The 22,961-nt window shown below is 68.1% G+C and carries 21 protein-coding genes; 4 read left to right on the top strand and 17 right to left on the bottom strand.

Annotated elements, in window-relative coordinates:
* Positions 1-50: 50 nt before the first annotated feature.
* The 5 genes from AAG092_RS10065 to desA all read right to left on the bottom strand — a co-directional run bounded on the left by AAG092_RS10065 (position 51) and on the right by desA (position 7,299).
* On the bottom strand, positions 51-608 hold the full coding sequence (locus AAG092_RS10065; protein WP_373386517.1) for a sigma-70 family RNA polymerase sigma factor: 558 nt from the start codon (positions 606-608) through the stop codon (positions 51-53).
* Positions 605-2,146, bottom strand: coding sequence for a hypothetical protein (locus AAG092_RS10070; RefSeq protein ID WP_373386518.1), 1,542 nt, complete (start codon positions 2,144-2,146; stop codon positions 605-607). The genes AAG092_RS10065 and AAG092_RS10070 overlap by 4 nt, the downstream gene beginning before the upstream one ends.
* Before the next feature lie 37 nt (positions 2,147-2,183).
* The gene (locus AAG092_RS10075) at positions 2,184-4,337 is read right to left on the bottom strand and encodes a hypothetical protein (protein ID WP_373386519.1); all 2,154 of its coding nucleotides are present in this window, start codon (positions 4,335-4,337) and stop codon (positions 2,184-2,186) included.
* Positions 4,338-4,396: 59 nt separating this feature from the next.
* Positions 4,397-5,968 carry a CARDB domain-containing protein gene (locus AAG092_RS10080; RefSeq protein WP_373386520.1) on the bottom strand — a complete coding sequence of 524 codons (1,572 nt, stop codon included), beginning with the start codon at positions 5,966-5,968 and terminating at the stop codon, positions 4,397-4,399.
* A 146-nt stretch (positions 5,969-6,114) separates the two neighbouring features.
* Positions 6,115-7,299, bottom strand: a complete 1,185-nt coding sequence (gene desA, locus AAG092_RS10085) for a delta-9 fatty acid desaturase DesA (RefSeq protein ID WP_373386521.1) — start codon at positions 7,297-7,299, stop codon at positions 6,115-6,117.
* Positions 7,300-7,469: 170 nt separating this feature from the next.
* Here desA and dibA point away from each other — a divergent pair, with 170 nt between their 5' ends.
* Positions 7,470-9,740, top strand: a complete 2,271-nt coding sequence (dibA, locus tag AAG092_RS10090; protein ID WP_373386522.1) for a phosphodiesterase DibA — start codon at positions 7,470-7,472, stop codon at positions 9,738-9,740.
* Between the two features lie 12 nt (positions 9,741-9,752).
* Here the strand turns inward: dibA and AAG092_RS10095 are convergent, their stop codons facing one another.
* The 7 genes from AAG092_RS10095 to AAG092_RS10125 all read right to left on the bottom strand — a co-directional run bounded on the left by AAG092_RS10095 (position 9,753) and on the right by AAG092_RS10125 (position 15,541).
* Positions 9,753-9,968, bottom strand: coding sequence for a molybdopterin-binding protein (locus AAG092_RS10095; RefSeq protein WP_021699106.1), 216 nt, complete (start codon positions 9,966-9,968; stop codon positions 9,753-9,755).
* Between the two features lie 105 nt (positions 9,969-10,073).
* A complete protein-coding gene (ssuB, locus tag AAG092_RS10100) occupies positions 10,074-10,874 on the bottom strand; it encodes an aliphatic sulfonates ABC transporter ATP-binding protein (RefSeq protein ID WP_373386523.1) in 801 nt (266 codons plus the stop codon).
* Positions 10,871-11,665 (bottom strand): aliphatic sulfonate ABC transporter permease SsuC, encoded by a 795-nt coding sequence (gene ssuC, locus AAG092_RS10105; RefSeq protein WP_373386524.1) that lies wholly within the window; start codon positions 11,663-11,665, stop codon positions 10,871-10,873. Before ssuC ends, ssuB begins: the two co-directional genes overlap by 4 nt.
* A gap of 253 nt (positions 11,666-11,918) precedes the next feature.
* A complete protein-coding gene (gene ssuD / locus AAG092_RS10110) occupies positions 11,919-13,067 on the bottom strand; it encodes an FMNH2-dependent alkanesulfonate monooxygenase (RefSeq protein ID WP_373386525.1) in 1,149 nt (382 codons plus the stop codon).
* 161 nt (positions 13,068-13,228) lie between these two features.
* Positions 13,229-14,197, bottom strand: a complete 969-nt coding sequence (locus AAG092_RS10115; RefSeq protein ID WP_373386526.1) for a sulfonate ABC transporter substrate-binding protein — start codon at positions 14,195-14,197, stop codon at positions 13,229-13,231.
* Positions 14,198-14,299: 102 nt separating this feature from the next.
* Positions 14,300-14,893: an NADPH-dependent FMN reductase gene (gene ssuE, locus AAG092_RS10120; RefSeq protein WP_373386527.1), complete on the bottom strand. Its 594-nt coding sequence runs from the start codon at positions 14,891-14,893 to the stop codon at positions 14,300-14,302.
* A gap of 9 nt (positions 14,894-14,902) precedes the next feature.
* Positions 14,903-15,541: a peroxiredoxin gene (locus tag AAG092_RS10125; protein ID WP_110680403.1), complete on the bottom strand. Its 639-nt coding sequence runs from the start codon at positions 15,539-15,541 to the stop codon at positions 14,903-14,905.
* A 206-nt stretch (positions 15,542-15,747) separates the two neighbouring features.
* Between AAG092_RS10125 and AAG092_RS10130 the strand changes: the two genes are divergently transcribed.
* Positions 15,748-16,743, top strand: coding sequence for a sulfate ABC transporter substrate-binding protein (locus AAG092_RS10130; protein WP_373386528.1), 996 nt, complete (start codon positions 15,748-15,750; stop codon positions 16,741-16,743).
* Positions 16,744-16,786: 43 nt separating this feature from the next.
* On the opposite strand, the gene AAG092_RS10135 is transcribed toward AAG092_RS10130, so the two are convergent.
* A complete protein-coding gene (locus AAG092_RS10135; protein ID WP_373386529.1) occupies positions 16,787-17,188 on the bottom strand; it encodes a hypothetical protein in 402 nt (133 codons plus the stop codon).
* Positions 17,189-17,313: 125 nt separating this feature from the next.
* Here AAG092_RS10135 and AAG092_RS10140 point away from each other — a divergent pair, with 125 nt between their 5' ends.
* The gene (locus tag AAG092_RS10140; protein ID WP_373386530.1) at positions 17,314-18,108 is read left to right on the top strand and encodes a helix-turn-helix domain-containing protein; all 795 of its coding nucleotides are present in this window, start codon (positions 17,314-17,316) and stop codon (positions 18,106-18,108) included.
* Positions 18,109-18,175: 67 nt separating this feature from the next.
* Positions 18,176-18,796 carry a LysE family transporter gene (locus tag AAG092_RS10145; protein WP_373386531.1) on the top strand — a complete coding sequence of 207 codons (621 nt, stop codon included), beginning with the start codon at positions 18,176-18,178 and terminating at the stop codon, positions 18,794-18,796.
* 47 nt (positions 18,797-18,843) lie between these two features.
* On the opposite strand, the gene AAG092_RS10150 is transcribed toward AAG092_RS10145, so the two are convergent.
* From AAG092_RS10150 to AAG092_RS10165, 4 genes are all read right to left on the bottom strand, one after another.
* Positions 18,844-19,563, bottom strand: a complete 720-nt coding sequence (locus tag AAG092_RS10150) for an ABC transporter ATP-binding protein (RefSeq protein ID WP_373386532.1) — start codon at positions 19,561-19,563, stop codon at positions 18,844-18,846.
* Between the two features lies 1 nt (position 19,564).
* A complete protein-coding gene (locus AAG092_RS10155) occupies positions 19,565-20,395 on the bottom strand; it encodes an ABC transporter permease (protein ID WP_373386533.1) in 831 nt (276 codons plus the stop codon).
* A 6-nt stretch (positions 20,396-20,401) separates the two neighbouring features.
* Positions 20,402-21,391 carry an aliphatic sulfonate ABC transporter substrate-binding protein gene (locus AAG092_RS10160; protein WP_373386534.1) on the bottom strand — a complete coding sequence of 330 codons (990 nt, stop codon included), beginning with the start codon at positions 21,389-21,391 and terminating at the stop codon, positions 20,402-20,404.
* A gap of 78 nt (positions 21,392-21,469) precedes the next feature.
* Positions 21,470-22,795, bottom strand: coding sequence for an OprD family porin (locus AAG092_RS10165; protein WP_373386535.1), 1,326 nt, complete (start codon positions 22,793-22,795; stop codon positions 21,470-21,472).
* Positions 22,796-22,961 lie beyond the last annotated feature (166 nt).

Raw genomic sequence — 22,961 nt, forward strand, 5'->3', positions numbered from 1 at the left:
CTGTGCCACTGAGTCGTGCGCGGCGGCCCGAGGGTTCATTCTGTTCATGGCTAGGCGCCTCCCAGCAGGCGGCGCAGGCACTGCAGCAACTGCTGCTTGGCATGCAGCATGCGGGTCTTCACCGTGCCGTGGGGGATGGCCATGATCTCGGCGATCTGCGGGTAGGACAGCTCCTCGAAGAAGGTCAGGTAGACCACCTGGCGATGGCCGTCCTTGAGGCGGTCGAGGCACTGGCGCACCTGCGCGCCCTGCTGGCCCAGCTCGATGGCCAGGCTGGCCGGACAGGCCTCGCCGCTTGCCTCGTCCTCCAAAGATGCCTCGTCGAGCAGCTCGCTCGGGCGCTTGCGCCGCAGCAGGTCGATCGACTTGTAGCGGGTGATCGACAGCAGCCAGGTGCGCACCTGCGACTGCCCGGCGAAGGTCGCGGCACGCCGCCACACCTCCAGCATCACCTCGTTGAGCACCTCGGCGGCGTCCGCGCCGTTGTGCAGCGTGCGCAGGGAGAACTGGTAGACCACACCGTGGAAGCGCTCATAGAACTGCCGCAGCGCGCGCTGGTCGCCGCCGGCGATGCGTTGCAGCAGTTGCTCGTCGGTATCGGTGCTCATGGCTGGTAGCGCACCCTCCATTCCTGGCTGCGGCCGATCATCGCGCCGCCCTGGTCGTGGGCGGTGACCCGCCACAGATAGTAATGCCCCGGCTGCAGCTTGCTGCGCAGCAGCGGCGAGAGTGCGCTGCGGTTCACGCTGGCCGGCAGCAGCATGCCGGCGACGAAGCTGGGCGACTCGCCGAGTACCGCGCCGTCGTCACCGCGCGGGCCGTCGGCGGCGAACAGCTGCAGCTGGTAGACCACCGCACCGGCCACCGGCTGCCAGTGGAACTGGCTGGCGGCGTCGACCGCGCCCTCGCGCGGGCCGGCCTCGATCAGCGGGCCGCGGCGCAGCTCGCCGGTGCCGAGCACCTCGTACACCGTTTCCACTGTCAGGCCGTCCAGCGGGCAGCCTGCATCCACCACCAGGGCATCGGCCGGGATCAGCTCGCGGTTGGTCACGCAGAAGCGCACGCGGTACTTGCCGGCCTTGTCGGTGGGCAGCGGCGGGCTGTTGAGGCTGCTCTGCTGGGCGTTGCGCAGGTAGCTGCGCACCAGGGTCAGGGTGCGGTACACCGGCTTGCCCTCGGTGCTGCCCGGCTCGGCCACCTGCCAGCGGCCTTCCAGCAGGCCGTTGCCGCTGTAGGCCAGCAACACCTTGGCCAGCAGGTCGGTATCGGCCGGCACCACCTTGACCCGCTGGTTGTCGCTGAAGCTCAGGCTCAGGCGCTGTACCAGCAGCTCGCCGCTCTGGTTCTCGCGCGGCGCGCGCAGGCCGCTGGCGGCCAGGTTGAGGGTGACCTGGCCGCGCAGGCGCGAGCTGCCACCGATGAACTCGCGCTGCAGGAGCAGCCGGCGCAGGCCGCGTTCATACCAGCCCTGCACGGTGGCCGCCGGCAGCTCCAGCTCCTCGCGCAGCAGGAAGGGGCCGCCGCCCTCGGCGGCAAGACGCCCGCCGAGCGTCGTCAGCACACTGCCACTGGCCGGGTCGATCACCCGCGCCTGGGTAGAGCTGACCCCGGCGCTGTAGCCCTGGCTGGCCACCACCTGCCAGGCCAGCGCCAGCGGGTTGTTCTGGCTGGCCAGCAGCTGGCGCTGCGCCGGCTGGATCTGCACCGCGCGCAACGCACCGGATACCGCCGGCAGGATCAGCACCTGCTGGGCGCGAACGGTGCCACCACCAGACACGGGCGAGAAGTCGCGCACCAGCAGCACCCGGCGCAGGCCATTGGCCTGCCAGGCCTGCACCGTGGCCTGGGGCACGGCGATGAACTCGCCGAACAGGAAGGGCCCCGTGCCGCCCTGGCTGAGCGTACCGCCGACCGTGGCCAGGGTGGCGCCACCGGAGGGGTTGACGATGCGCGCGACGGGCGAGGCGGCGCCACCGAAGTGCGCCGAATCGCTGGTGACGGTCCAGTTCATCGCCCAGTTGTTGTCCTGGTTGGCCAGCAGCTGGCGCTGCGCCGGTTGCGCGCTGGCGCCCAGCAACACGGCCTCGGCGGCCAGTGGCAGCCAGGGCAGCAGCAGGGCCAGGAGGAGTCGAGGGAGAGCTTTCATGGTTCACCTTCCGCCCGCGCCAGGCGCGGGACTGCCATCAATAGTTGTGGGTATCCCAGCGCAGGTCGAAGCCCAGCAGCAGCTGCCAGTCCTCCTGCGCCTGGTCGTAGAGGCGACTGTCCTGCTGCGCGTAACTGCCCTTGAGGAACCAGTCCAGCCCCGGGCTCAGCCCGTCGGGCTGGGCCACGGTCCAGGTCAGCTGCAGATGGGCGCTCTGCTGCAGCACGCTGTCGCCGAGGAAGTCGGTGTCGCCCAGGTGGCTGGTGTCGCGGCCGCGGTAGTAGGAGGCATTCAGGCGCCAGCGCTCGGGGACGATCTGCCAGGCCAGGTCCAGGCCACGGCTGATGCCGCGATAGACGTTGTCGTCGTCGGTTTCCTGCAGCTTGTTCCACTGCCAGCTGGTGGACAGGCTCAGCGAGTCCAGCGGCATGTAGCCGACCTGCAGGGTGGTGAAGCGGTTGCGCTGGTCCGACGGCGGCTCGTAGATCAGGTAGCCGTTCTGCTCGACCGCCTGCGAACGGTCATCGGTGCCCTGCACGGTGTGCTGCACCGACCAGTTCCAGCGCGCGTGGTAGAAGCTGGCGCCGAACAGCGACTCGCGGGTGCGGTCGTCCAGGTCGAAGCCGACCCGCTGCGCATCCTCCTCGTCCTGGCGGCGGCGGGTGTCGCTGTAGCCGGCGTTCAGCGAGGGCAGGCCGAGCAGGCGCCAGGGCAGTGCCTCGCCATCCACCGTCGGGTAGTAGTAGAGGTTGAGCACGCGACGGTCGGCGATCTGGTCGGCCACCTGGTCCTGGTCGTCGAGGTTGTTGGTCTCGCGCGCCAGCTCGGCATCGACCTGCAGGTTGCCCAGGTAGCCCTGCCAGTTGAGGCGGTCCAGGCGCAGGTCGCCGGGCAGCGACAGGTTGCCCAGGGTGAAGAAATCCAGGCCCACCTCGCGCCGCTGCAGGGTCAGGTTCCACTGGTCGAAGGGCCCGGCGGGGAACCACTGGCCGGAGCTGAACTGTGCCTGCAGGTCGTGCGAGGTGTCGTCCTCGGCACTCTCGCCACGGCCCAGGCCGTCGCTGTCGAAGCTCGACCAGGCGTAGTCGGCGTGCAGCCACAGGCTGTTCTCGCCCAGGCGCGAATCCACCGCCAGGTTCCAGCTGTCACCACCGTAGCGGGTCTGCTGGTCGGGCGACAGCCAGGCGGTGCCGCTGTCGGTGGTCTCGCCGTTGATATAGGCGGCGCTCAGCTGCAGCAGCTGCGGGTCGTCCTGCAGCGGGGTGAAGGTCAGCAGGCCGCCGCTGCTGCGCTCGCGGCCACTCTGCGGGAAACCGAGGCGGCGGTTGTAGTCGGTCAGCGGCTCGCTCTGCAGGCCGAACACATCCAGCTGCAACGGCCCCTCCAGCGCATCGCCCAAGGTGACCACGGCGCCGCGACGCTGGTAGGCGCTGAACAGCAGGTCCTCGCGCAGCACGCCGTAGTTGCCCAGGGCCACGCCCTGGCGCTGCAGGCCACTGCCGCGCATGGCGGCCAAGCGGTAGTTGGGCAGCTCCCACTCGTTGCCGGTGGGGTTGTTCTCGCTGAGGCTGTCGTACAGCGCATCGACCTCGGCCTGCCACTGCCAGTCACCTCCACCGCCTTCGCCGCGATAGCTGAGGCCGCCGTTGCTGGCGTAGCGCGGGGTGTCCGGGTAGCTGGCCGCCTCCTTCTCGTCGACCCGGTAGCTGTTGCTGAGCAGGCCGTAGAGGGTGTAGCGATGCGCTGGCGGCGGCGCGACCTGGGCAGCCTCGCCTTCGTCGGCGGGCAGCGGCCCGACCAGCTCGTCCGCGGCGGCCACCTCGCCTTGCGGTTCAGCACCGTCCTCCGGCAGCGGTGCGGCGCCAACCTGCACCTCGGCCTCCAGCAGAGTGGCGACGTTGCCATCGGCGTGGAACACCATCACCAGCAACGGGTGGCTGCCCTCGCCCAGCGGGCCGCTGAGGTCGAGGAGAAACGCCGCGTCGCTGCGGCTGACCAGGGCGGTGACGTCATAGCCGTCCAGCTCGACGGCCAGCTGGTCGCCCGCGCCGACGCTTTCCAGCCCCGGCACGCTGAAGCTCAGCTGGGTCTGCCCGGGTTCGAGAGTCAGCGTCTCCGCGGCCACCGCCGGGCCGACCAGCCCGGCCAGCAGCAGCGCACAGCAGTGACGGCTAAGGTGCAGGAGTTTCATGGCCTGTTCCTGACGTTCGCACCAGCGGCCGCCCACGCCTGGCGGGCGGCCGGCGTGGCTCACTGGGGCAGGACCGGAGCGCGCAGCGGCGCCCGGCCGGGTTGGGTTTGGCCACAGTTGCGCACTTCTACCGTGACCCGTGCTTTGTTATTGCTCTCGTTGCTTTCCCCAACCTGCTGCTGGTCATCGACCGACAGATTCAGCAGGTGCGTGCCGTTGTCCAGGTAGATCAGGCCGGACACCCGGTGTTGCGCGCTACCGCCCAACCCGGCAATGGCCGCGTGGTGCAGCAGCTGCTGGTCCTCGCGCACACGGCTGACGAAGGCGCCGGCCGCGGCCTTGCCCAGGTTCATCACATCGTAGACCAGGCGCAGCTCGCAGCGCCCCTCGCGTTGCCGACCCGCCTGGCTGGCGTCGACCTGAAGGCTGCCACCCCACTGGCCGGTGGTGCTGCCGATGGTGAGCCCGGGCGCGTAGGACAGGTCGATCTGCGCCGGCCTGGGTTGCGGGGCGCTCAGCTGATCCGGGGCCGGCTTCGGCGCTTCCTTGCAGGTCACCTTGTAGGCGGCGCTGGCGCGCTTGGCCTTGCTCCAGTCCTGCTCGCCGACCGGCAGCACGCGCAGCTCGACCTGGCCACTGTGCACGTTGTCGGCGTGCGCCTTGAGCGGCAGGCCGCCTTGCTGCGCCTGCGGCTTGGGCTGGGCCAGCTTGAGGTTGCCCCCGCCGGCCTTGCCGATGTCCTTGAGCTGGGTGCTAACACTGCGCCAGCCGCTGGTATTGAGGGTGGTGGTGTAGACCGGGCCTAAACCGCCGTTGTGCGCCCAGCGGTACTGCACCTGCTTCTGCCCCTGATTGCCCTTGAGCGTGCCCTCGGCCTTGAGGGTGACCGGGCAGCTGCCGCTATAGGGCGTCGGCTCGACCTTGACCTTGGGCGCCTCCAGGGCGAAGGCAGCGGCCAGGTCCATGCCCTGCGGCTTGGGTGCGACCGCCGGGAAGTCGTAACCCTCGCAGATCGTCTCGACCTTGACGTGCTGCCAGGCATGCGCGGCCTTGTCCTCCAGGCCGTTGCACTGGAGGAACACCACCCCGGCCAGCAGCGGCTTGTCGGTCGCCGGCAGGCGCTTGTCCTGGGCCAGGATCTGCTTGAGGTCGCGGCCCTTGCCCTGCTCGGCCTTGAGGTAGGCGTTGCAGGCCTGCTTGGCCGCGTTGGCCAGTTTGGCGCCCACCGGCACGCTCAGGCTGCCACTGTCGCTGTGCGAGTTGTGCTTGGACTTGCTGCCGATCAGCTCCTTCTCGACCACCCGCTTGTGCGCCGCGAAATAGCTGCGCGGGCCGACCTGGGTGTTGTCGTTGAGCCACCAGATCAGCCGGTCGATCTTGCGCACGCCACGGCACTCGACATGGCTGCTGGCCTGCCAGACCACCTGCTGACCGGGCACCACCGTGGTGTAGCTGGTGCCGTCGGACTGCACGCGGATGGCCGGTACGGCGCCGGTCTGCTTGACCTCGATCTTCTTGATGCCGGACAGCAGGGTGCTGGGGGTGACGTTGTCGGGGGCGTAGGTATCGTCGGCCTGGGCGGCACCTGCCAGGAGCAGGCCGAGGAACAGGGGGGTGAGGGTACGTTGCATGACCGGGCTCTCCTGCCGGGTGGATGACAACCCTCAGTCGTAGCCCGGCAGGCCGGCGGTTCAATATTTTTTGCGTCTAGCGCATAGCGCGAACGGCGATCATGAAAAAGCCCGCCAGGTGGCGGGCTTTTTCACAGCACGGCGACTCAGGCCGTGGCCGGACGCAGCGAGTAGGTCTTGAGCTGCTCGGCGAAGTCACGCAGCGACTGGATGCCGCTGGCCTCGGCCTCGTGCACCCACTGCTTGATCGCTTCGAGCATGTCGTGGCCGTTGCTGCTGGTCTTGACCCAGATCTGCTGCAAGGCGATGCGCTTCTCGTAGATCACCTTGAGCGCCTGGCTCTGCTCCAGCATGGCGGCGATGCGCGCCTGGTGGCGCTCGTCGAGCAGGCTGGTCTCGCGCGACAGCAGGCGCTTGGCGCGGCGGAACAGGTGGCGGGCCGAGGCATCGGCCTTGGCCAGCTCCTGCTGCACCAGCGGCTTGATCACCAGCTTGCGGTACTGCGCCATGATCTGGAAGCGGTTGTTGAGGATGGCCATGGCGGTGTCCATGTCCAGGCTGCGCTTGCCCTCGACGCGGTGGGCAATCGGTGCCACGCGCTGCACCTTGGCCATGCCAAGGAAGCTGAACAGCTGAATCCAGGCCCAGCCCAGGTCGAACTCCCACTTCTTCACCGACAGCTTGGCGCTGTTCGGGTAGGTGTGGTGGTTGTTGTGCAGCTCCTCGCCGCCGATCAGGATGCCCCAGGGCACCAGGTTGGTGGCGGCGTCGCGGCACTCGAAGTTGCGGTAGCCGATGGCATGGCCGAGACCGTTGATCACGCCCGCCGCCCACACCGGGATCCACATCATCTGGATCGCCCATACGGTCATGCCGAGCACGCCGAACAGGGCCAGGTCGATGATCGCCATCAGGGTCACGCCGCCGATCGGGTAGCGGCTGTAGACATTGCGCTCGATCCAGTCATCCGGGCAGTTCTTGCCGTAGATGCGCAGGGTTTCTTCGTTGCGCGCCTCTTCCTGGTACAGCTCGGCGCCCTTGCGCAGCACGGTGCTCAGGCCCTTGATCACCGGGCTGTGCGGGTCATCGACGGTTTCGCACTTGGCGTGGTGCTTGCGGTGGATGGCGGTCCACTCGCGGGTGTTCTGGCCGGTGGTCAGCCACAGCCAGAAGCGGAAGAAGTGCTTGAGTGCCGGGTGCAGCTCCAGCGCGCGATGCGCGGAGTAGCGGTGCAGGTAGACGGTGACGCTGACGATGGTGATATGGGTCAGCACCAGGGTGACCGCCACCAGTTGCCAGGGCGACAGGTCGAGTAAACCGTTGTACCACATGTAGGGTGTAGCCTCGCGGGGAAGAGAACGACTGTAAACTCAGTCTCTCCGGCATTATCCCCAAGATGATGGAGAATGCCAGTGCGTCGTTAGACGAGAATGCACTGGATGCCGTCTTATCTATAATGTGCGGCAGTGCACACTCCCGATGCCATGGCTGGCCCTACCTGATGATCTTTCGGCGCAACCCGCTGCAGCTGACCCTGCTCTATTTGTCCATTGCATCCCTGTGGATTCTGTTCAGCGACGCCCTGCTGCTGTGGCTGGGGCTGGATCGCGACGCGCTGGCCCATTATCAGTCGCTCAAGGGCTTCCTCTTCGTGCTGGTCAGCGGCCTGGCCCTGTACTGCGCGCTGGCCCAGCACTGGCGCGAGCAACACCTCGCACGCGCGGCGCTGAAAGGCAGCGAGGAACGCCTGGCCCTGGCCCTCGACTCGGCCCAGGAGGGCATGTGGGACTGGGACATGCAGAGCGACCGGGTGTTCTACTCGCGACGCTACTGCGAGATGCTCGGCTACAGCCCCGAGGAGTTCGGCGCCGACCGCGAGGCCTGGCTGTCGCGCCTGCACCCGGAAGACCGCCACCTGGCCGAGGAGCGCCTGCGCGCCCTGGTCGAAGAGCGCCCGCCCTACTACGAGGGCATCTTCCGCCTGCGCCACCGCAGCGGCGACTACCGCTGGCTGTATGCCCGCGGCCAGCTGCTGCTGGGCGAGGACGGCGAGCCGAGCCGCTTCATCGGCACCTCCAGCGACATCACCCAGCGCCGCGCCGACGAGGAGAGCCTGCGCCAGGCCGCCGTGGTGTTCGACAGCACCCTGGAAGGCGTGCTGGTCACCGACCGCGAGCTGAAGATCGTCCACGTCAACCCGGCCTTCAGCCGTATCACCGGCTATTCCAGCGACGAAGTGCTGGGCAAGTCGCCGAACATGTTCAAGTCCGGCCACCATGACCCGGACTTCTACCGCAGCCTGTGGCACGCCCTGGAGCAGCGCGGCGCCTGGAGCGGGGAAATCTGGAACCGGCGCAAGGGCGGCGACGTGTTCCCCATCTGGCAGTGCATCCGCAGCATCCACGACGAGAACGGCAACCTCAGCCACTACGTCGCGGTGTTTTCCGACATCAGCGCGATCAAGCACTCGCAGCAGGAGCTGGACTACCTGGCCCACCATGACCCGTTGACCACCCTGCCCAACCGTCTGCTGTTCAGCGAGCGCATCGATCAGGCCTTGCAGCGCGCGCGCCAGGATGGTCACCGGGGCGCGCTGCTGCTGGTCGACCTGGACAACTTCAAGATCGTCAACGAGAGCCTCGGCCACAACACCGGCGACCAGCTGCTCAAGCTGATCGGCGAACGACTGAACAATGCCTTTGGCCCTGGCGTCACCCTGGCTCGTCTGGGCGGCGACGAGTTCGGCCTGCTCAGTGGCGACTGCGCCCAGGCCGAACAGGCCTCGCTGCTGGCGCAGCGCCTGCTCGACTGCCTGGGCCAGCCGTTCAGCATCGGCGGTGAGACCCTGTTCGTCGGCGCCAGCATCGGCATCAGCCTGTTCCCCGGCGATGGCGACAGCGTCGAACAGCTGTTGCGCAATGCCGACTCCGCCCTGTTCCGCGCCAAGAGCAGCGGGCGCCAGACCTTCAGCTTCTACAGCCAGGAGATGACCGCCCAGGCACGCCAGCGCATCAAGCTGGAGGCCGAACTGCGCCAGGCCCTGGAGCAGGAGCAGCTGCGCGTGTATTACCAGCCGATCCACCGCCTGGACGACGGCGCGATGCTCGGCGTCGAGGCCCTGGTGCGCTGGCAGCACCCCGAGCGCGGCCTGGTGCCGCCGGGCGAGTTCATCCCGATCGCCGAGGACAGCGGCCTGATCGGTGCCATCGACGCCTGGGTGCTGGAGCAGGCCTGCGCGCAGATGGTGCGCTGGCTGGCCGAGGGCAGCGCACTGCAGTTCGTCGCGGTCAACGTCTCCAGCCGCCTGTTCAGTCGCGGCGAACTGGATCGCCGGGTCGAGCGTGTGCTGCGCGAGACGGGCCTGGCGCCGGCGCGCCTGGAACTGGAGGTGACCGAGAGCGCGGTGATGGACAACCCCGAGCGCGCCCAGGAGCTGCTCAGCCATCTGCAAGGTCTGGGCGTGCGCTTGGCCATCGACGACTTCGGCACCGGCTACTCCTCGCTGGCCCGCCTCAAGCGCCTGCCGGTGCACAAGCTCAAGCTCGACCAGAGCTTCGTCAGCGGCCTGCCACAGGATGGCGAGGACGCCGCCATCGCCCGCGCCGTGGTCACCCTCGGCCAGAGCCTGGGCCTGCGCGTGCTGGCCGAGGGCATCGAGACCGCCGAGCAGGCCGCCTACCTGCGCGAGATCGGCTGCAACCTGGGCCAGGGCTACTGGTTCGGCCGCCCGCAGCCGGCCGAGCAGCTGCTGGCGGTGTCGGCGCACGCCTGACGGGCGCCAGCCTCAGAGCTTGGCGATCGACACCTCGGTGGATTTGACGAAGGCGATCACCTCGCTGCCCACCCGCAGCTCCAGCTCACGCACGGAGCGGGTGGTGATCACCGAGGTGACGATACCGGCGGCGGTCTGCACGTCGATCTCCGACAGCACGTCGCCGATCACGATTTCCTTGATGGTGCCCTTGAACTGGTTGCGTACGTTGATGGCTTTGATGGTCATGCTGTTGCTCCTTTCGGGTCTCAGGTAGCCCGGATGCACTCCGGGTGATGGTTGGCACCGCTCCCGGATAACCTCCGGGCTGCGGGCTTGCTGCTCGTTGGCCGACTACAGCGCCCAGCGCAGTTGCGTCGGCAGTGGCGAAACGGGTTCGGGCGGCGCTGGCGTGGCCGGCAGCGCCAGCACGCGTTCCAGTACCTCGGCTTCCAGCGCGGCCAGGCGCGCCGAGCCGCGCGGGCGCGGGCGCGGCAGGTCGACGGCCAGGTCCAGGCCGATGCGACCCTCCTCGATCAGGATCACCCGGTCGGCCACCGCCACCGCCTCGGCCACGTCATGGGTCACCAGCAGCACGGTGAAACCATGCTGCTGCCACAGGCGCTCGATCAGCTGCTGCATCTCGATGCGGGTCAGGGCGTCCAGTGCGCCCAGCGGCTCGTCGAGCAGCAGCAGGCGCGGCTGGTGGATCAGCGCGCGGGCCAGCGCCACGCGTTGCTTCTGCCCACCGGACAGGGCCGCCGGCCATTCCTGCGCTCGGTCGGCCAGGCCGACGGCGGCCAGCGCCTCACGGGCCCTGGGCTGCCAGTCACCGGACAGGCCCAGGCCGACGTTGTCGATCACCCGTTTCCACGGCAGCAGGCGCGCGTCCTGGAACATCAGCCGGGTATCCTCGCGGGCGGCGGCCAGCGGGCCGTTGCCCGCCAGCAACTGGCCGGCGCCGGGCTGATCGAGGCCGGCCAGCAGGCGCAGCAGGGTGCTCTTGCCGCAACCGCTGCGACCGACCACGGCGACGAACTGCCCGGCCGGGATGTGCAGGTCGATGCCCTGCAGCACCTCGCGCTCGCCGAACGCCTTGCGGATACCTTCCACCGCGAGGGGAATGCCCTGGCGGATGCTGTGCAGGGCGGTCATCGCGCACCTGCCTTGGCCTGGTAGGCCGGGTGCCAGCGCAGCCAGGTACGCTCAAGCAGACGGGCGGCCAGATCGGCCAGCTTGCCCAGCACCGCGTAGAGCAGGATGGCCAGTACCACCACGTCGGTCTGCAGGAATTCGCGGGCGTTCATCGCCAGGTAGCCGATGCCGGCGCTGGCGGAAATGGTCTCGGCGACGATCAACGTGAGCCACATGAAGCCGAGGGCGAAGCGCACGCCGACCAGGATCGACGGCAGGGCGCCGGGCAGGATCACCTGCCAGAACAGGGCGAAGCCTTTCAGGCCATAGCTGCGCGCCATTTCCACCAGCGCCGGGTCGACGTTGCGGATGCCGTGGTAGGTATTGAGGTAGATGGGGAACAGGGTGCCGAGGGCGACCAGGAAGATCTTCGCCGCCTCGTCGATGCCGAACCACAGGATCACCAGCGGGATCAGCGCCAGGTGCGGCACGTTGCGGATCATCTGCACCGAGCTGTCGAGGAAGCGCTCGCCCCAGTTGGACAGGCCGGTGATAAAGCCGAGCAGCAGCCCCAGGCCGCCGCCGATGGCGAAGCCGATGGCGGCGCGCTGGCCGCTGATGGCCAGGTGGGTCCAGATCTCGCCGCTTTCCAGCAGCGCCCAGCCGGCCCCGATGACCGCGCTCGGCGCCGGCAGGATGCGGGTGGACAGCCAGCCGGCCACCACCGCGCCCTGCCAGATCGCCAGCAGGGCCACGGGCAGGGCCCAGGGCGCCAGGCGCAGGGCCAGTTTGTTGAGGATTGTGTTGCTCATCGTTTACCTCGAAGAATCCTTGTCCACACCTCGCCGTAGCCCGGATGCAATCCGGGAAGCCCGGCGCACAGAGCCCCGGATTGCATCCGGGCTACGGCTTCTGTGGTTTGCCCACTCCCCTCTCCCCAGCCCTCTCCCATGAATGGGAGAGGGAGCAGAGCTGCGCCGCCGGTCTACACAGTGGCCGGCAGATTCAGCGGTACTCTCCCCTCGCCCGTTTACGGGAGAGGGGACGGGGGAGAGGGCGTTCGTTTCAACTGGCCGCAGCCGCCTTGGGCAGAATGTCGCTGGAGATCATTTCGCCGAACGGGCTGACGTAGCCGCGCGACGCCGGGCGTTCCGGCTGGGCGATATCCAGGTGCGGGAACAGTAGCTCGGCGACCCGGTACGACTCTTCCAGGTGCGGATAGCCGGAGAAGATGAAGGTGTCGATGCCCAGCGCGGCGTATTCCTTGACCCGCGCGGCCACGGTCGGACCGTCGCCGACCAGGGCGGTGCCGGCGCCGCCACGCACCAGGCCGACGCCGGCCCAGAGGTTGGGGCTGACTTCCAGCTTGTCCTTCTTGCCGCCGTGCAAGGCAGCCATGCGCTGCTGGCCAACCGAGTCGAAGCGCGCCAGGGACGCCTGGGCACGGTCGATGGTGTCCTGGTCCAGATGGCTGATCAGGCGATCGGCGGCGGCCCAGGCTTCCTCGTTGGTCTCGCGCACGATAACGTGCAGGCGGATGCCGAAGCGCACCTCGCGGCCCTGGGCAGCGGCTTTCTCGCGCACGGCGGCGATCTTCTCGGCCACCGCGGCCGGCGGCTCGCCCCAGGTCAGGTACAGCTCGACCTGCTCGGCGGCCAGGTCTTGCGCGGCTTCGGAGGAGCCGCCGAAATACAGCGGCGGACGCGGCTGCTGGATCGGCGGGTAGAGCAGCTTGGCGCCCTTCACCTGCAGGTGCTTGCCGGCGTAGTCGACCGTCTCGCCCTCCAGGACCCGGCGCCAGATGCGGGTGAATTCGACGGAGGCCTCGTAGCGCTCCTCGTGGGACAGGTGCAGGCCGTCGCCGGCCAACTCGTCCGGGTCGCCGCCGGTGACCAGGTTGAACAGCGCGCGGCCGCCCGACAGGCGGTCCAGCGTCGCCGCCTGGCGCGCGGCCACGGTGGGCGAAATGATCCCCGGGCGCAGGGCGACCAGGAACTTCAGGTTCTGCGTCACCGAGATCAGCGAGGCGGCCACCAGCCAGGAGTCCTCGCAGGAGCGCCCGGTGGGGATCAGTACGCCGCCGAAGCCGAGGCGGTCGGCGGCCTGGGCGATCTGGGTGAGGTAGCCGTGGTCGACGGCACGCGCGCCTTCGGCGGTGCCGAGGTACTTGCCGTCGCCGTGGGTAGGGAGGAACCAGAAAATATTCAGGCTCATGGAGTGGTCTCCTTGCTCATGCAGGGCCCGGATGGAATCCGGGCTAGTCGAATTCGTTGTGCTGTCTGCCCCCTCTCCCGGCCCTGCCGGCCACCCTCTCCCGCCAGCGGGAGAGGGAAGAGCCGGTGCCACAGTCAGGGGCTGGGGAATAGGGTTGGCCGTTACTGCTGCGCCACCTTGGCCGAGGCCGGAGGAGTCCAGATCACGTCCTTGATGCTCAGGCGCTTGGGAATCAGCTTGAGGTCGCTGAAGGTGTCGGCGATCTGCTGCTGCGCCTCGACCACAGCCGGGGTGATGGGCTGAGCACCGTAGGCCTGGCGCTCCACCGCTGTGCGGGTGATTTCCGGGGCCAGGCCCAGCAGCGGCGCCACCTGGGCAGTCGCCTCGGCGCTGTTGGCGCGGGTCCACTCGCCAATGCCACGGATTTCCTCGACCAGCACGCTGACCACTTCCGGGTGCTTCTCGGCGTAGGGCCTGGCGGCCAGGTAGAACTGGTGGTTGGCCACCAGGCCTTCGCCGTTGCGCAGGGTGCGCGCCTGCAGCTGATGCTCGGCGGCGGCCTGGAAGGGGTCCCAGATCACCCAGGCATCGACGCTGCCGCGCTCGAAGGCGGCGCGCGCATCGGCCGGCGGCAGGTAAACGGGCTGGATGTCGCTGTACTTCAGGCCGGCGTCTTCCAGAGCGCGCACCAGCAGGTAATGCACGTTGGAGCCCTTGTTCAGGGCGATCTTCTTGCCCTTCAGCTCGCTCACCGACTTCAGCGACGAGTCCTTGGGCACCAGAATCGCCTCGCTGGTCGGCGCCGGCGGCTCATGGGCGACGTACAGCAGGTCGGCACCGGCGGCCTGGGCGAAGATCGGCGGCGCCTCGCCGGTGGTGCCGAAGTCGATCGAGCCGACGTTCAGCCCCTCGAGCAGCTGCGGGCCACCGGGGAATTCGGTCCACTGCACCTCGATGCCCTGCTCGGCCAGGCGCTTCTCCAGCGAGCCCTTGGCCTTGAGCAGCACCAGGGTGCCGTACTTCTGATAGCCGATTCGCAGGGTCTCGGCCTGAGCTTGAGTGATGGCGCCGAAGGAAATGGCCGCGGCAAACAGGGCGACCAGGCTCCGACGCAAAGTGAGGGTGCGCATGGCGCGGCTCCTTTGCAGTAGGTTGTCTTGGTTGGCACCTGCTGGCCCGTTGGCGGGCGAGTAAGGCGGGGCGTTGCATGGCGCGGCCATTGCCGCGTCGGTTCAGATACTCCAGCGGGCGTTCACCAGCCGGTCGCTCAACAGCTGCGGGTCGATCGGCCGGGGCCGGCGCGCCAGGGCGGCGAGCAGCTGGTCCAGCGACTCGTCGAGACGCTCGCGCAGCTCGTCGTCGATGCGCGCGGGGAGGTCCCCTTCCGCGTAGGCGATCTGCTTGTCCACGGCGAACACACCGGGGAGCATTTCCTGGGCCTTGAGTGCGGCCAGCACCGGCTTCAGCGCATAGTCCACGGCCAGCAGGTGGGCCGGGCTGCCGCCACTGGCCAGCGGCAGCACCGCCTTGTGCGCCAGGGCGCGTTCCGGCAGCAGGTCGAGCAGCACCTTCAGCGCACCGGTGAACGACGCCTTGTATACCGGCGTCGCCACCATCAGGCCGTCGGCGCTGGCCACCGCCGCCTGCAGCTGCTGCACGGCGGGGCTGGTGAAGTCGGCGTGCAGCAGGGCCTCGGCCGGGAAATCACGCACGCGCAGCAGGCTGACTTCCAGGCCGTGACCTTGCAGGTGCTGGCGGGCGTACTCCAGCAGCAGCTCGGTGCGCGAGCGCGCCGAGGGGCTGCCGGATAACAGAACCACGTGCATGTCAGTTCCTCAGCGGTTCGGCTGCGGGGTCAGGCGCAGGTAAGGCTTCACCGCGCGATAGCCCCTGGGGAAGCGCTGGGCGATTTCCGCCTCGTCCTTCAGCGACGGCACGATCACCACCTCGTCGCCGTCCTGCCAGTTGGCCGGGGTGGCGACCTTGTGCTGGTCGGTCAGCTGCAGCGAATCGATGACGCGCAGGATCTCGTGGAAGTTGCGCCCGGTGCTGGCCGGGTAGGTGATGATCAGGCGCACCTTCTTGTGCGGATCGATGATGAACAGCGAACGTACGGTCAGGGTGTCGTTGGCATTGGGGTGGATCAGGTCGTACAGGCCGGAGACCTTGCGGTCGGCGTCGGCGATGATGGGGAAGTTGACGCGGGTGTTCTGCGTCTCGTTGATGTCGTCGATCCACTTCAGGTGCGAGTCCACCGGGTCCACGGAGAGGGCGATGACCTTGACCCCGCGCTGGGCGAAGTCGTCCTTCAGCTTGGCGGTGAAACCCAGCTCGGTGGTGCACACCGGAGTGAAATCGGCCGGGTGGGAGAACAGCACGCCCCAGCTGTCGCCCAGCCAGTCGTGGAAACGGATGCGGCCTTCGCTGGAGTCCTGCTCGAAATCGGGGGCGATATCGCCCAGACGGATGCTCATGGTGTTGCTCCTTGGCGGTTCGTTGCGTGAGGCTCACTATTGCTCAGGAACGAAATGGAATAAAAAGAATAAATAACGATTTATTTATTCCATAAAGAGATATGCGATCCACGATAAAAAGGCATAAGCATCTAATCAATTATTCTTTCAAAGAATAAAAATCCGCTTCTATAGTCGGCGGCGTTATCCGAATCCAAGGACGTCCGATGAAACGCCTACTGCCCCTTTCCCTGCTGGCCGCCGGCTTCGCCCTGGCCACTTCCGCCCAGGCGGCGACCCTGCTCAACGTCTCCTACGACGTGATGCGCGACTTCTACAAGGACTACAACGCCGCCTTCCAGAAGCACTGGCAGGCCGAAGGCGGCCAGCCGCTGCAGATCCAGATGTCCCACGGCGGTTCGAGCAAGCAGGCGCGGGCGGTGATCGACGGCCTGGCCGCCGATGTGATCACCATGAACATGGCCACCGACATCAACGCCCTCGCCGACCACGGCGGCCTGGTACCGCGGGACTGGGCCGCGCGTCTGCCGGACAACAGCGCGCCCTTCACCTCCGCCACCGTGTTCATCGTGCGCAAGGGCAACCCCAAGGCCCTGCAGGATTGGCCGGACCTGCTCAAGGACGGCGTGCAGGTGGTGGTTCCCAACCCCAAGACCTCGGGCAACGGTCGCTACACCTACCTCTCCGCCTGGGGCTACGTGCTGCAGAACGGCGGTGACGAGGGCAAGGCCCGCGACTTCGTCGGCAAGCTGTTCAAGCAGGCGCCGGTGCTGGATACCGGCGGCCGCGCCGCCACCACCACCTTCATCCAGAACCAGATCGGCGACGTGCTGGTGACCTTCGAGAACGAGGCCGAGATGATCGCCCGCGAGTTCGGCCGCGGCAGCTTCGAAGTGGTCTATCCGACAGTTTCCGCCGAAGCCGAGCCGCCGGTGGCGGTGGTCGACAAGGTGGTGGACAAGAAGGGCACCCGCGCCGAGGCCGAGGCCTACCTGAAGTACCTATGGTCGGAGCAGGGCCAGCGCATCGCCGCCAACAACTACCTGCGCCCGCGCAACGAGAAGATCCTCGCCGAGTTCGCCGACCGCTTCCCCAAGGTCACCTTCTTCAACGTGAACCAGACCTTCGGTGACTGGCCGAGCATCCAGAAGACCCACTTCAACGATGGCGGCGTGTTCGACCAGATCTACACCGCGCAGTGACACCAGGAAGCCCGGCAAATGCCGGGCTTCCTGTTTGCGCCCATCATGCCGCCAGCAGCTCGGAGCGTTTCAGGCCCATCAGCTCCAGCTCGATGAACAGCAGCACCAGCAGCGCCTGGCCGATGACGAAGATGTGGCCGAGCAGGTTGGGCGCGATCCAGCCGGCGATCAGCAACAGCAGGCTGTCCACCACCCACAGCGCGTTGACGGCCAGCACGGCCCACACCAGCAGGCGGTTGACCGTCTCGCCGCTGCTCAGCCACAGCAGGAACAGCCCGAGCGGCAACAGGGCCAGGCCGCTGCCGAGCAGTAGCTCACGCGGCAGCGCCAGCAGCTCGGCCAGCCAGGCGCTGGCCAGCACCAGCAGGGAGCCGGTGGCCAGGCCGAGCAGGCCATCGGCGAACAGGGCGCGGCGCAGCAGGGGGGAAGCGTTCAGGGTATGCATGGCGAATCCTCCAGATGGCGGCGCCGGACTGGCGCCTGGGCATATGGTTCTCCCGAGGCGGGCGACACGTCGATTACCTGCCAGGTAATGGCCGCGATAACGCCCCTGGGCTATCGTCCGAACCCATGAACACAGCCAATCACCCCGTCGGCGCCCTGTTGCGCCAGTGGCGCCAGCGTCGCCGCCTGAGCCAGCTCGACCTGGCCTGCGAGGCGGACATCTCCACCCGCCACCTGAGCTTCGTCGAGACCGGCCGCGCCTTGCCCAGCCGCGAGATGCTGCTGCACCTGGCCGAGCAGCTGGAAATTCCGCTGCGCGAGCGCAACCGCCTGCTCAGCGCCGCCGGCTACGCGCCGCTGTACAGCCAGCACACGCTGGACGACCCGGCCCTGGCCGCCGCCCGCGCCGCCATCGAGCAGCTGCTCAAGGCCCACGAGCCCTACCCGGCGCTGACCATCGACCGCCAGTGGAACCTGCTGGCGGCCAACGCCGCGGTGGCGCCCTTCCTCGCCGGCGTGCCGGCCGAGCTGCTCGGCCCGCCGCTCAACGTGCTGCGCATTTCCCTGCACCCGGACGGCCTGGCGCCACGCATCCTCAACCTGGCGCAGTGGCGCGCCTACCTGCTGATGCGCCTGCAGCACGACATCGACATCAGCGGCGACCCGCAGCTGGTGGCGCTGCAGGAGGAGCTGCTGAGCTATCCCGCGCCGGCCGAGAAGGCCGAGCCAACGCCTGCGAGCGTGCTGATGCCGTTGCAGTTCCGCACCGAGCACGGCGTGCTCAGCCTGATCAGCACCACCACGGTGTTCGGCACGCCCAACGACGTGACCCTGGCCGAGCTGGCGCTGGAAACCTTCTTCCCGGCCGACGAGAGCAGTGCCGCGTATCTGCGCCAGCTGGCCGCTTCGTCGCCCGGCTGAGGCGGCGCTTGCAGGGCACCAGCGGAGCCGCCATCCTGACCGCCCTTTCAGGAACGCGGATTGCGCCATGCTCGAACTCGTCTCGGTCATCACCATCACCCTGCTCGCCGTGATCAGCCCCGGCGCCGACTTCGCCATGGTCAGCCGCAACAGCATGTTCCTCTCGCGCCGCGCCGGCCTGCTCACGGCGCTGGGCATCAGCCTCGGCGTGCTGGTGCACGTGACCTACTCGATGCTCGGCATCGGCCTGCTGATCTCGCAGTCGATCCTGCTGTTCAACCTGGTCAAGTTCGCCGGCGCCGCCTACCTGATCTGGCTCGGCATCGGCATGCTGCGCAGCCGCAAGCTTGATCCGCAGCAGGTGGTCGCCGCGCCGCAGCTGAGCGACTGGCAGGCGCTGCGCGTGGGCTTCCTGACCAACGCGCTGAACCCCAAGACCACGCTGTTCGTGGTCGCCCTGTTCACCCAGGTGATCAGCCCGGACACCGCCACCCTGACCCAGCTCGGCTACGGCCTGTTCATGGCCGTCGCGCACCTGTTCTGGTTCGCCCTGGTGGCCTACGGCCTGTCCTCGGAGGCGGCGCGCGGCTTCGTTGCCCGCAGCCGGCACCTGATCGAGCGCGCCATCGGCGGCGTGCTCGTGGCCCTGGGGTTGGGTCTGGCCGCCTCGTCGCTGCAGCGCAGCTAAAAAAACCGGGCCATGGTGCCCGGAAATGCTTCCACCTTGAGGTTCGCTTACAGCGTCAGCTCGGTCAGCGCCTCGCCACGCAGGTAGGCCAGCTCGGCCGAGCGACGGTCGCGCGGGTGGGGCAGCGGCACCGCCAGCTCGCGCTGGATACGGCTGGGGCTGCCGCCGAGGATCAGCACGCGGTCGCTGAGATAGAAGGCCTCGTCGAGATCGTGGGTGACCAGCAGCAGGGCGATGCCGTAGCGATCGGCCAGGCCCACCACCAGGTCCTGCAGCTTCATGCGGGTGAAGGCGTCCACCGCGCTGAACGGCTCGTCCAGCAACAGCACCTGCGGGCGCTGGTACAGGCCGCGGGCGATGGCCACGCGCTGGGCCATGCCGCCGGAGAGCTGCTTGGGCAGCTTGCCGCCCTGGCCGGCCAGGCCGACATCCTCCAGCAGTTGCTCGATCCACTCGGCGTCTGCGCCACGACCGGCGGCGAAGCCGACGTTCTGCGCCACGTTCAGCCAGGGCATCAGGCGTGGCTCCTGAAACACCACGCCGATACCCGTGCCACCACCGAAATCCAGCAACGGGTTATGCGCCAGGCCGCCGGTGAAATCCTGGTCGAGACCGGCGGCGATGCGCAGCAGGGTGCTCTTGCCGCAGCCACTGGGGCCAAGCAGGCTGACGATTTCGCCCGGTGCCAGGCTCAGGTCGATATCGTCCAGCACGCGCTGGCCGGCGAAGGCCTTGCGGATGCCACGTAGCTCCAGCAATGCGCTCATCTCAGCCCTCCCCGCCGACGAAGCTGTCGCGCCAGTGCAGCGCGCGGGTCTCCAGCCGTTTGAGCAGGCCGTCGCTGAGCTTGCCGAGCACGGCCAGCAGGAGGATGGCGGCGATCACCAGGTCCGGTCGCGAAGTCTCGCGGCCATCGCTGAGCAGGTAGCCAAGGCCCTGGGTGGCGGCGATCAGTTCGGCGGCAACGAGGAACATCCAGCTCAGGCTGAGCGCCCCGCGCAGGCCGGTGAACAGGCTCGGCAGCGCCGCCGGCAGGAGGATGCGCCGGGTCAGCTCGACGCCGGACAGGCGATGCAGGCGGCCCACCTCGACCAGCTTGCGGTCGACATTGCGGATGCCGGCGAGCAAGGCCAGGTAGACCGGGAAGAAGGCGCCGAGGGCGATCAGCACCACCTTGGGCGTCTCGTCGATGCCCAGCCACAGCAGCAGCAAGGGCACCCAGGCCAGGCTGGGGATGGCGCGCAGGGCCTGGAAGGTCGGCTCCAGGTAGCTCTCGGCGCGCCGGCTGAGGCCGACCCAGGCACCGATCAGCACGGCCAGCGCCGCGCCGATGGCGAAGCCGGCGGCAACCCGCGCCAGGCTGACGCCGATATGCCCCCACAGCTCACCGCCGGCGGCCAGCCACCAGAGGGTCTGGCCGACCTGGCTGGGCGCCGGCAGCTGGTGTTCCGGTATCCAGTCCAGGCGCACCAGTGCCTCCAGCAGCACCAGCAACGCCAGCGGCAGCGCCAGTCCGCGCCAGTGGTCCAGCCATGGGCGCCGGACGATCGGCGCGGCCTCGCTGCCGACGCGCACGCCGAGCAGGCTACTCGCGGGCATGGCTCACTACTCCGTCTTGGCCAGCGGCTGGCCGATCACGCCGGCGGCCAGTTGCGGGCTGATCAGCTGGTCGACCACCGCGGCCACGTCGGTACCCGGGCGCACCAACTGCTCGTCGAGCAGGATCGGTGCGGCGGCCTTCAGCGCGGCGACGTGCTCGGCACCCGGCTGCGGGTTGCTGAAGTCGGTACGCGACAGTTGCAGCTTGGCCACTTCCAGCGGCAGCTTGGCTTCCCTGGCCAGCAGTTCGGCGGTCTGTTGCGGATGGGCGAGGGTCCACTGGCGCGCCTCTTCGTAGGCGGCGATGACCTTGCCGATCAGCTGCGGCTGCTCCTTGAGGAAGCTGTCGCTGACGTTGAGCACGCCGTAGCTGTTGAACTCGACATTGCGATAGAGCAGGCGCGAGCCGGCCTGCAGCTGGCTGGCGGCCAGGTGCGGATCGAGGCCGGACCAGGCGTCCACGTCGCCGCGCTCCAGGGCCACGCGGCCGTCCGGGTGCTGCAGGTGGACGATCTCCACGTCGCCCTTGCCCAGGCCGGCCGTGTTCAGGCTGCGCAGGAGGAACAGGTAGGGATCGGTGCCCTTGGTGGCGGCGATCTTCTTGCCCTTGAGGTCGGCCAGGCTCTTGATCGACGAGTCCTTGGGCACGGCCAGGGCGGTCCATTCCGGACGGCTGGCGATGTACACGGTCTTCACCGGGCTGCCGTTGGCACGGCTGAGCACGGCGGCCAGGCCGGCGGTGGAGGCGAAGTCGATGCTGCCGCCATTGAGGTATTCGAGGGAACGGTTGCTGCCCTGGCTGAACACCCACTTCACGGCGATGCCATCGGCGGCCAGGCGTTTTTCCAAAATGCCCTGGTCCTTCAGTACCAGGCTGGTCGGCGCGTAGTAGGCGTAGTCGAGACGGACTTCCTTGGGCGCGGCGGCCTGCGTGCCCAGCGGCAGGGTGGCGGCCAGCAGCGCGGCGAGCAGATGACGGGGTTTGAAGCTTTTCATGGGGAATCTCCCTGGACTCTGGGTGAGACCTTCCCGGCCGATGGCGGCCGGGTCAGGAGAAAGGTGAGGCCTGGCCGGTCAGAGGATCGGCAGGCTGTAGCTGAGGATCAGGCGGTTCTCGTCCTGGTCCGCCGCGCTGGTATTGCCGCGCAGGGTGGCGTTGCGCCAGGAGACGCCGAGGCCCTTGAGCGCGCCCTCCTGCAGCACGTAGTCGAGGCGGAAGTCGCGCTCCCATTCCTTCTGTTCGCCGGTGGCCGAATCGATGTTGTCACCGGACAGGTAGGTGATGGTGGCCTTCAGGCCCGGCACGCCGACCTTGCTGAAGTCGTAGGCGTACTCGGCCAGCCAGGTGCGCTCGCCGGCGGAGAGGAACTTGCCGATCTGGCGGTCGGTAATCAGATAGGCGGTGGCGCCGTCACCCTGGTTGAGGAAGGGGAAGTTGCTGTCGCCTTCGACCTGCTGGTAGCCGGCGCTCAACGCATGGCCGCCGAGGCTGTAGGTGAACAGGGCGCTCCAGGTGTCGTTGTCGACCTCGCCCTTGGTCACGCCGTTGCCGTAGTAGCCGGTGCTGACGTAGCCATCGGCACGGCCGCTGGCACTGCCGTTGGCGCCATCGGAGTCGCTGTGGAAGTAGCGCAGGTCGGACTTCAGCGCGCCGGGGCCGATGGCCCAGGTGTGGGTCAGGCCGAGGAAGTGCTGCTGGTAGAAGTCTTCCAGGTTGCCGTAGTAGTACTGCGCCAGCAGGTCCTTGCTGATCTTGTAGTCGGCGCCGGCGTAGTAGAACTTGTTGCTGAACTGGCCGCTCTGGGCATTGTTGGCGCCGCCGATGGAGAGCCCCTCGGTGTTGCTCGAATTGCGCCCCTTGGCGTGTTCCAGCTGGCCACCGATCAGGGTCAGGTTGTCGATCTCGGCGGAGGTGATCTGGCCGCCCTCGAAGGTCTGCGGCAGCAGGCGACCGTCGTTGAAGGTGACCACCGGCAGCTTGGGCTGCAGGGTGCCGATACGTGCCTCGGTCTTGGAGATGCGCACCTTGCCGGTCAGGCCCAGGCTGCTGAAATCGTCCACCGCGCGGCCGTTCTCGTCGGTGGGGAACACCGTACCGCCGTACTTGCTGGAATCCGGGTTGCCGTGGCGGCCCTTGCCGGAATCCAGCTTCACGCCGAGCAGGCCGAGGGCGTCGACGCCGAAGCCGACGGTGCCTTCGGTGTAGCCGGAGCTGTAGTTGAACTGGAAGCCCTGGCCCCATTCTTCCTGGGTGTTGGCGTCCGCGTTGCGGGTGTCCTGGTTGATGTAGAAATTGCGCAGGCCGAGGGTGGCCTTGCTGTCTTCGATGAAACCGGCGGCGGACGCCTGCTGGGCGATCACGCCGAGGGCGACGGCCAGGGCCAGGGTGGACTTGTTCATGCTCGATGCTCCAGATGCTGTTCTTGGTCTAGTGCTGGGGCTCGAGTTGGCGGGGAGCCCCTGATTGATCGGGCTCGGTGCGGTGGTCCGCTGGCGGCTTGGCGGCCAATCTAGGGGATTTTCTTAATCCCTAAAAAGAATTGTTTTTCACTTTTATAAAACCAAA

The organism is Pseudomonas alcaligenes (assembly GCF_041729615.1).
Taxonomy (GTDB): Bacteria; Pseudomonadota; Gammaproteobacteria; order Pseudomonadales; family Pseudomonadaceae; genus Aquipseudomonas; species Aquipseudomonas alcaligenes_B.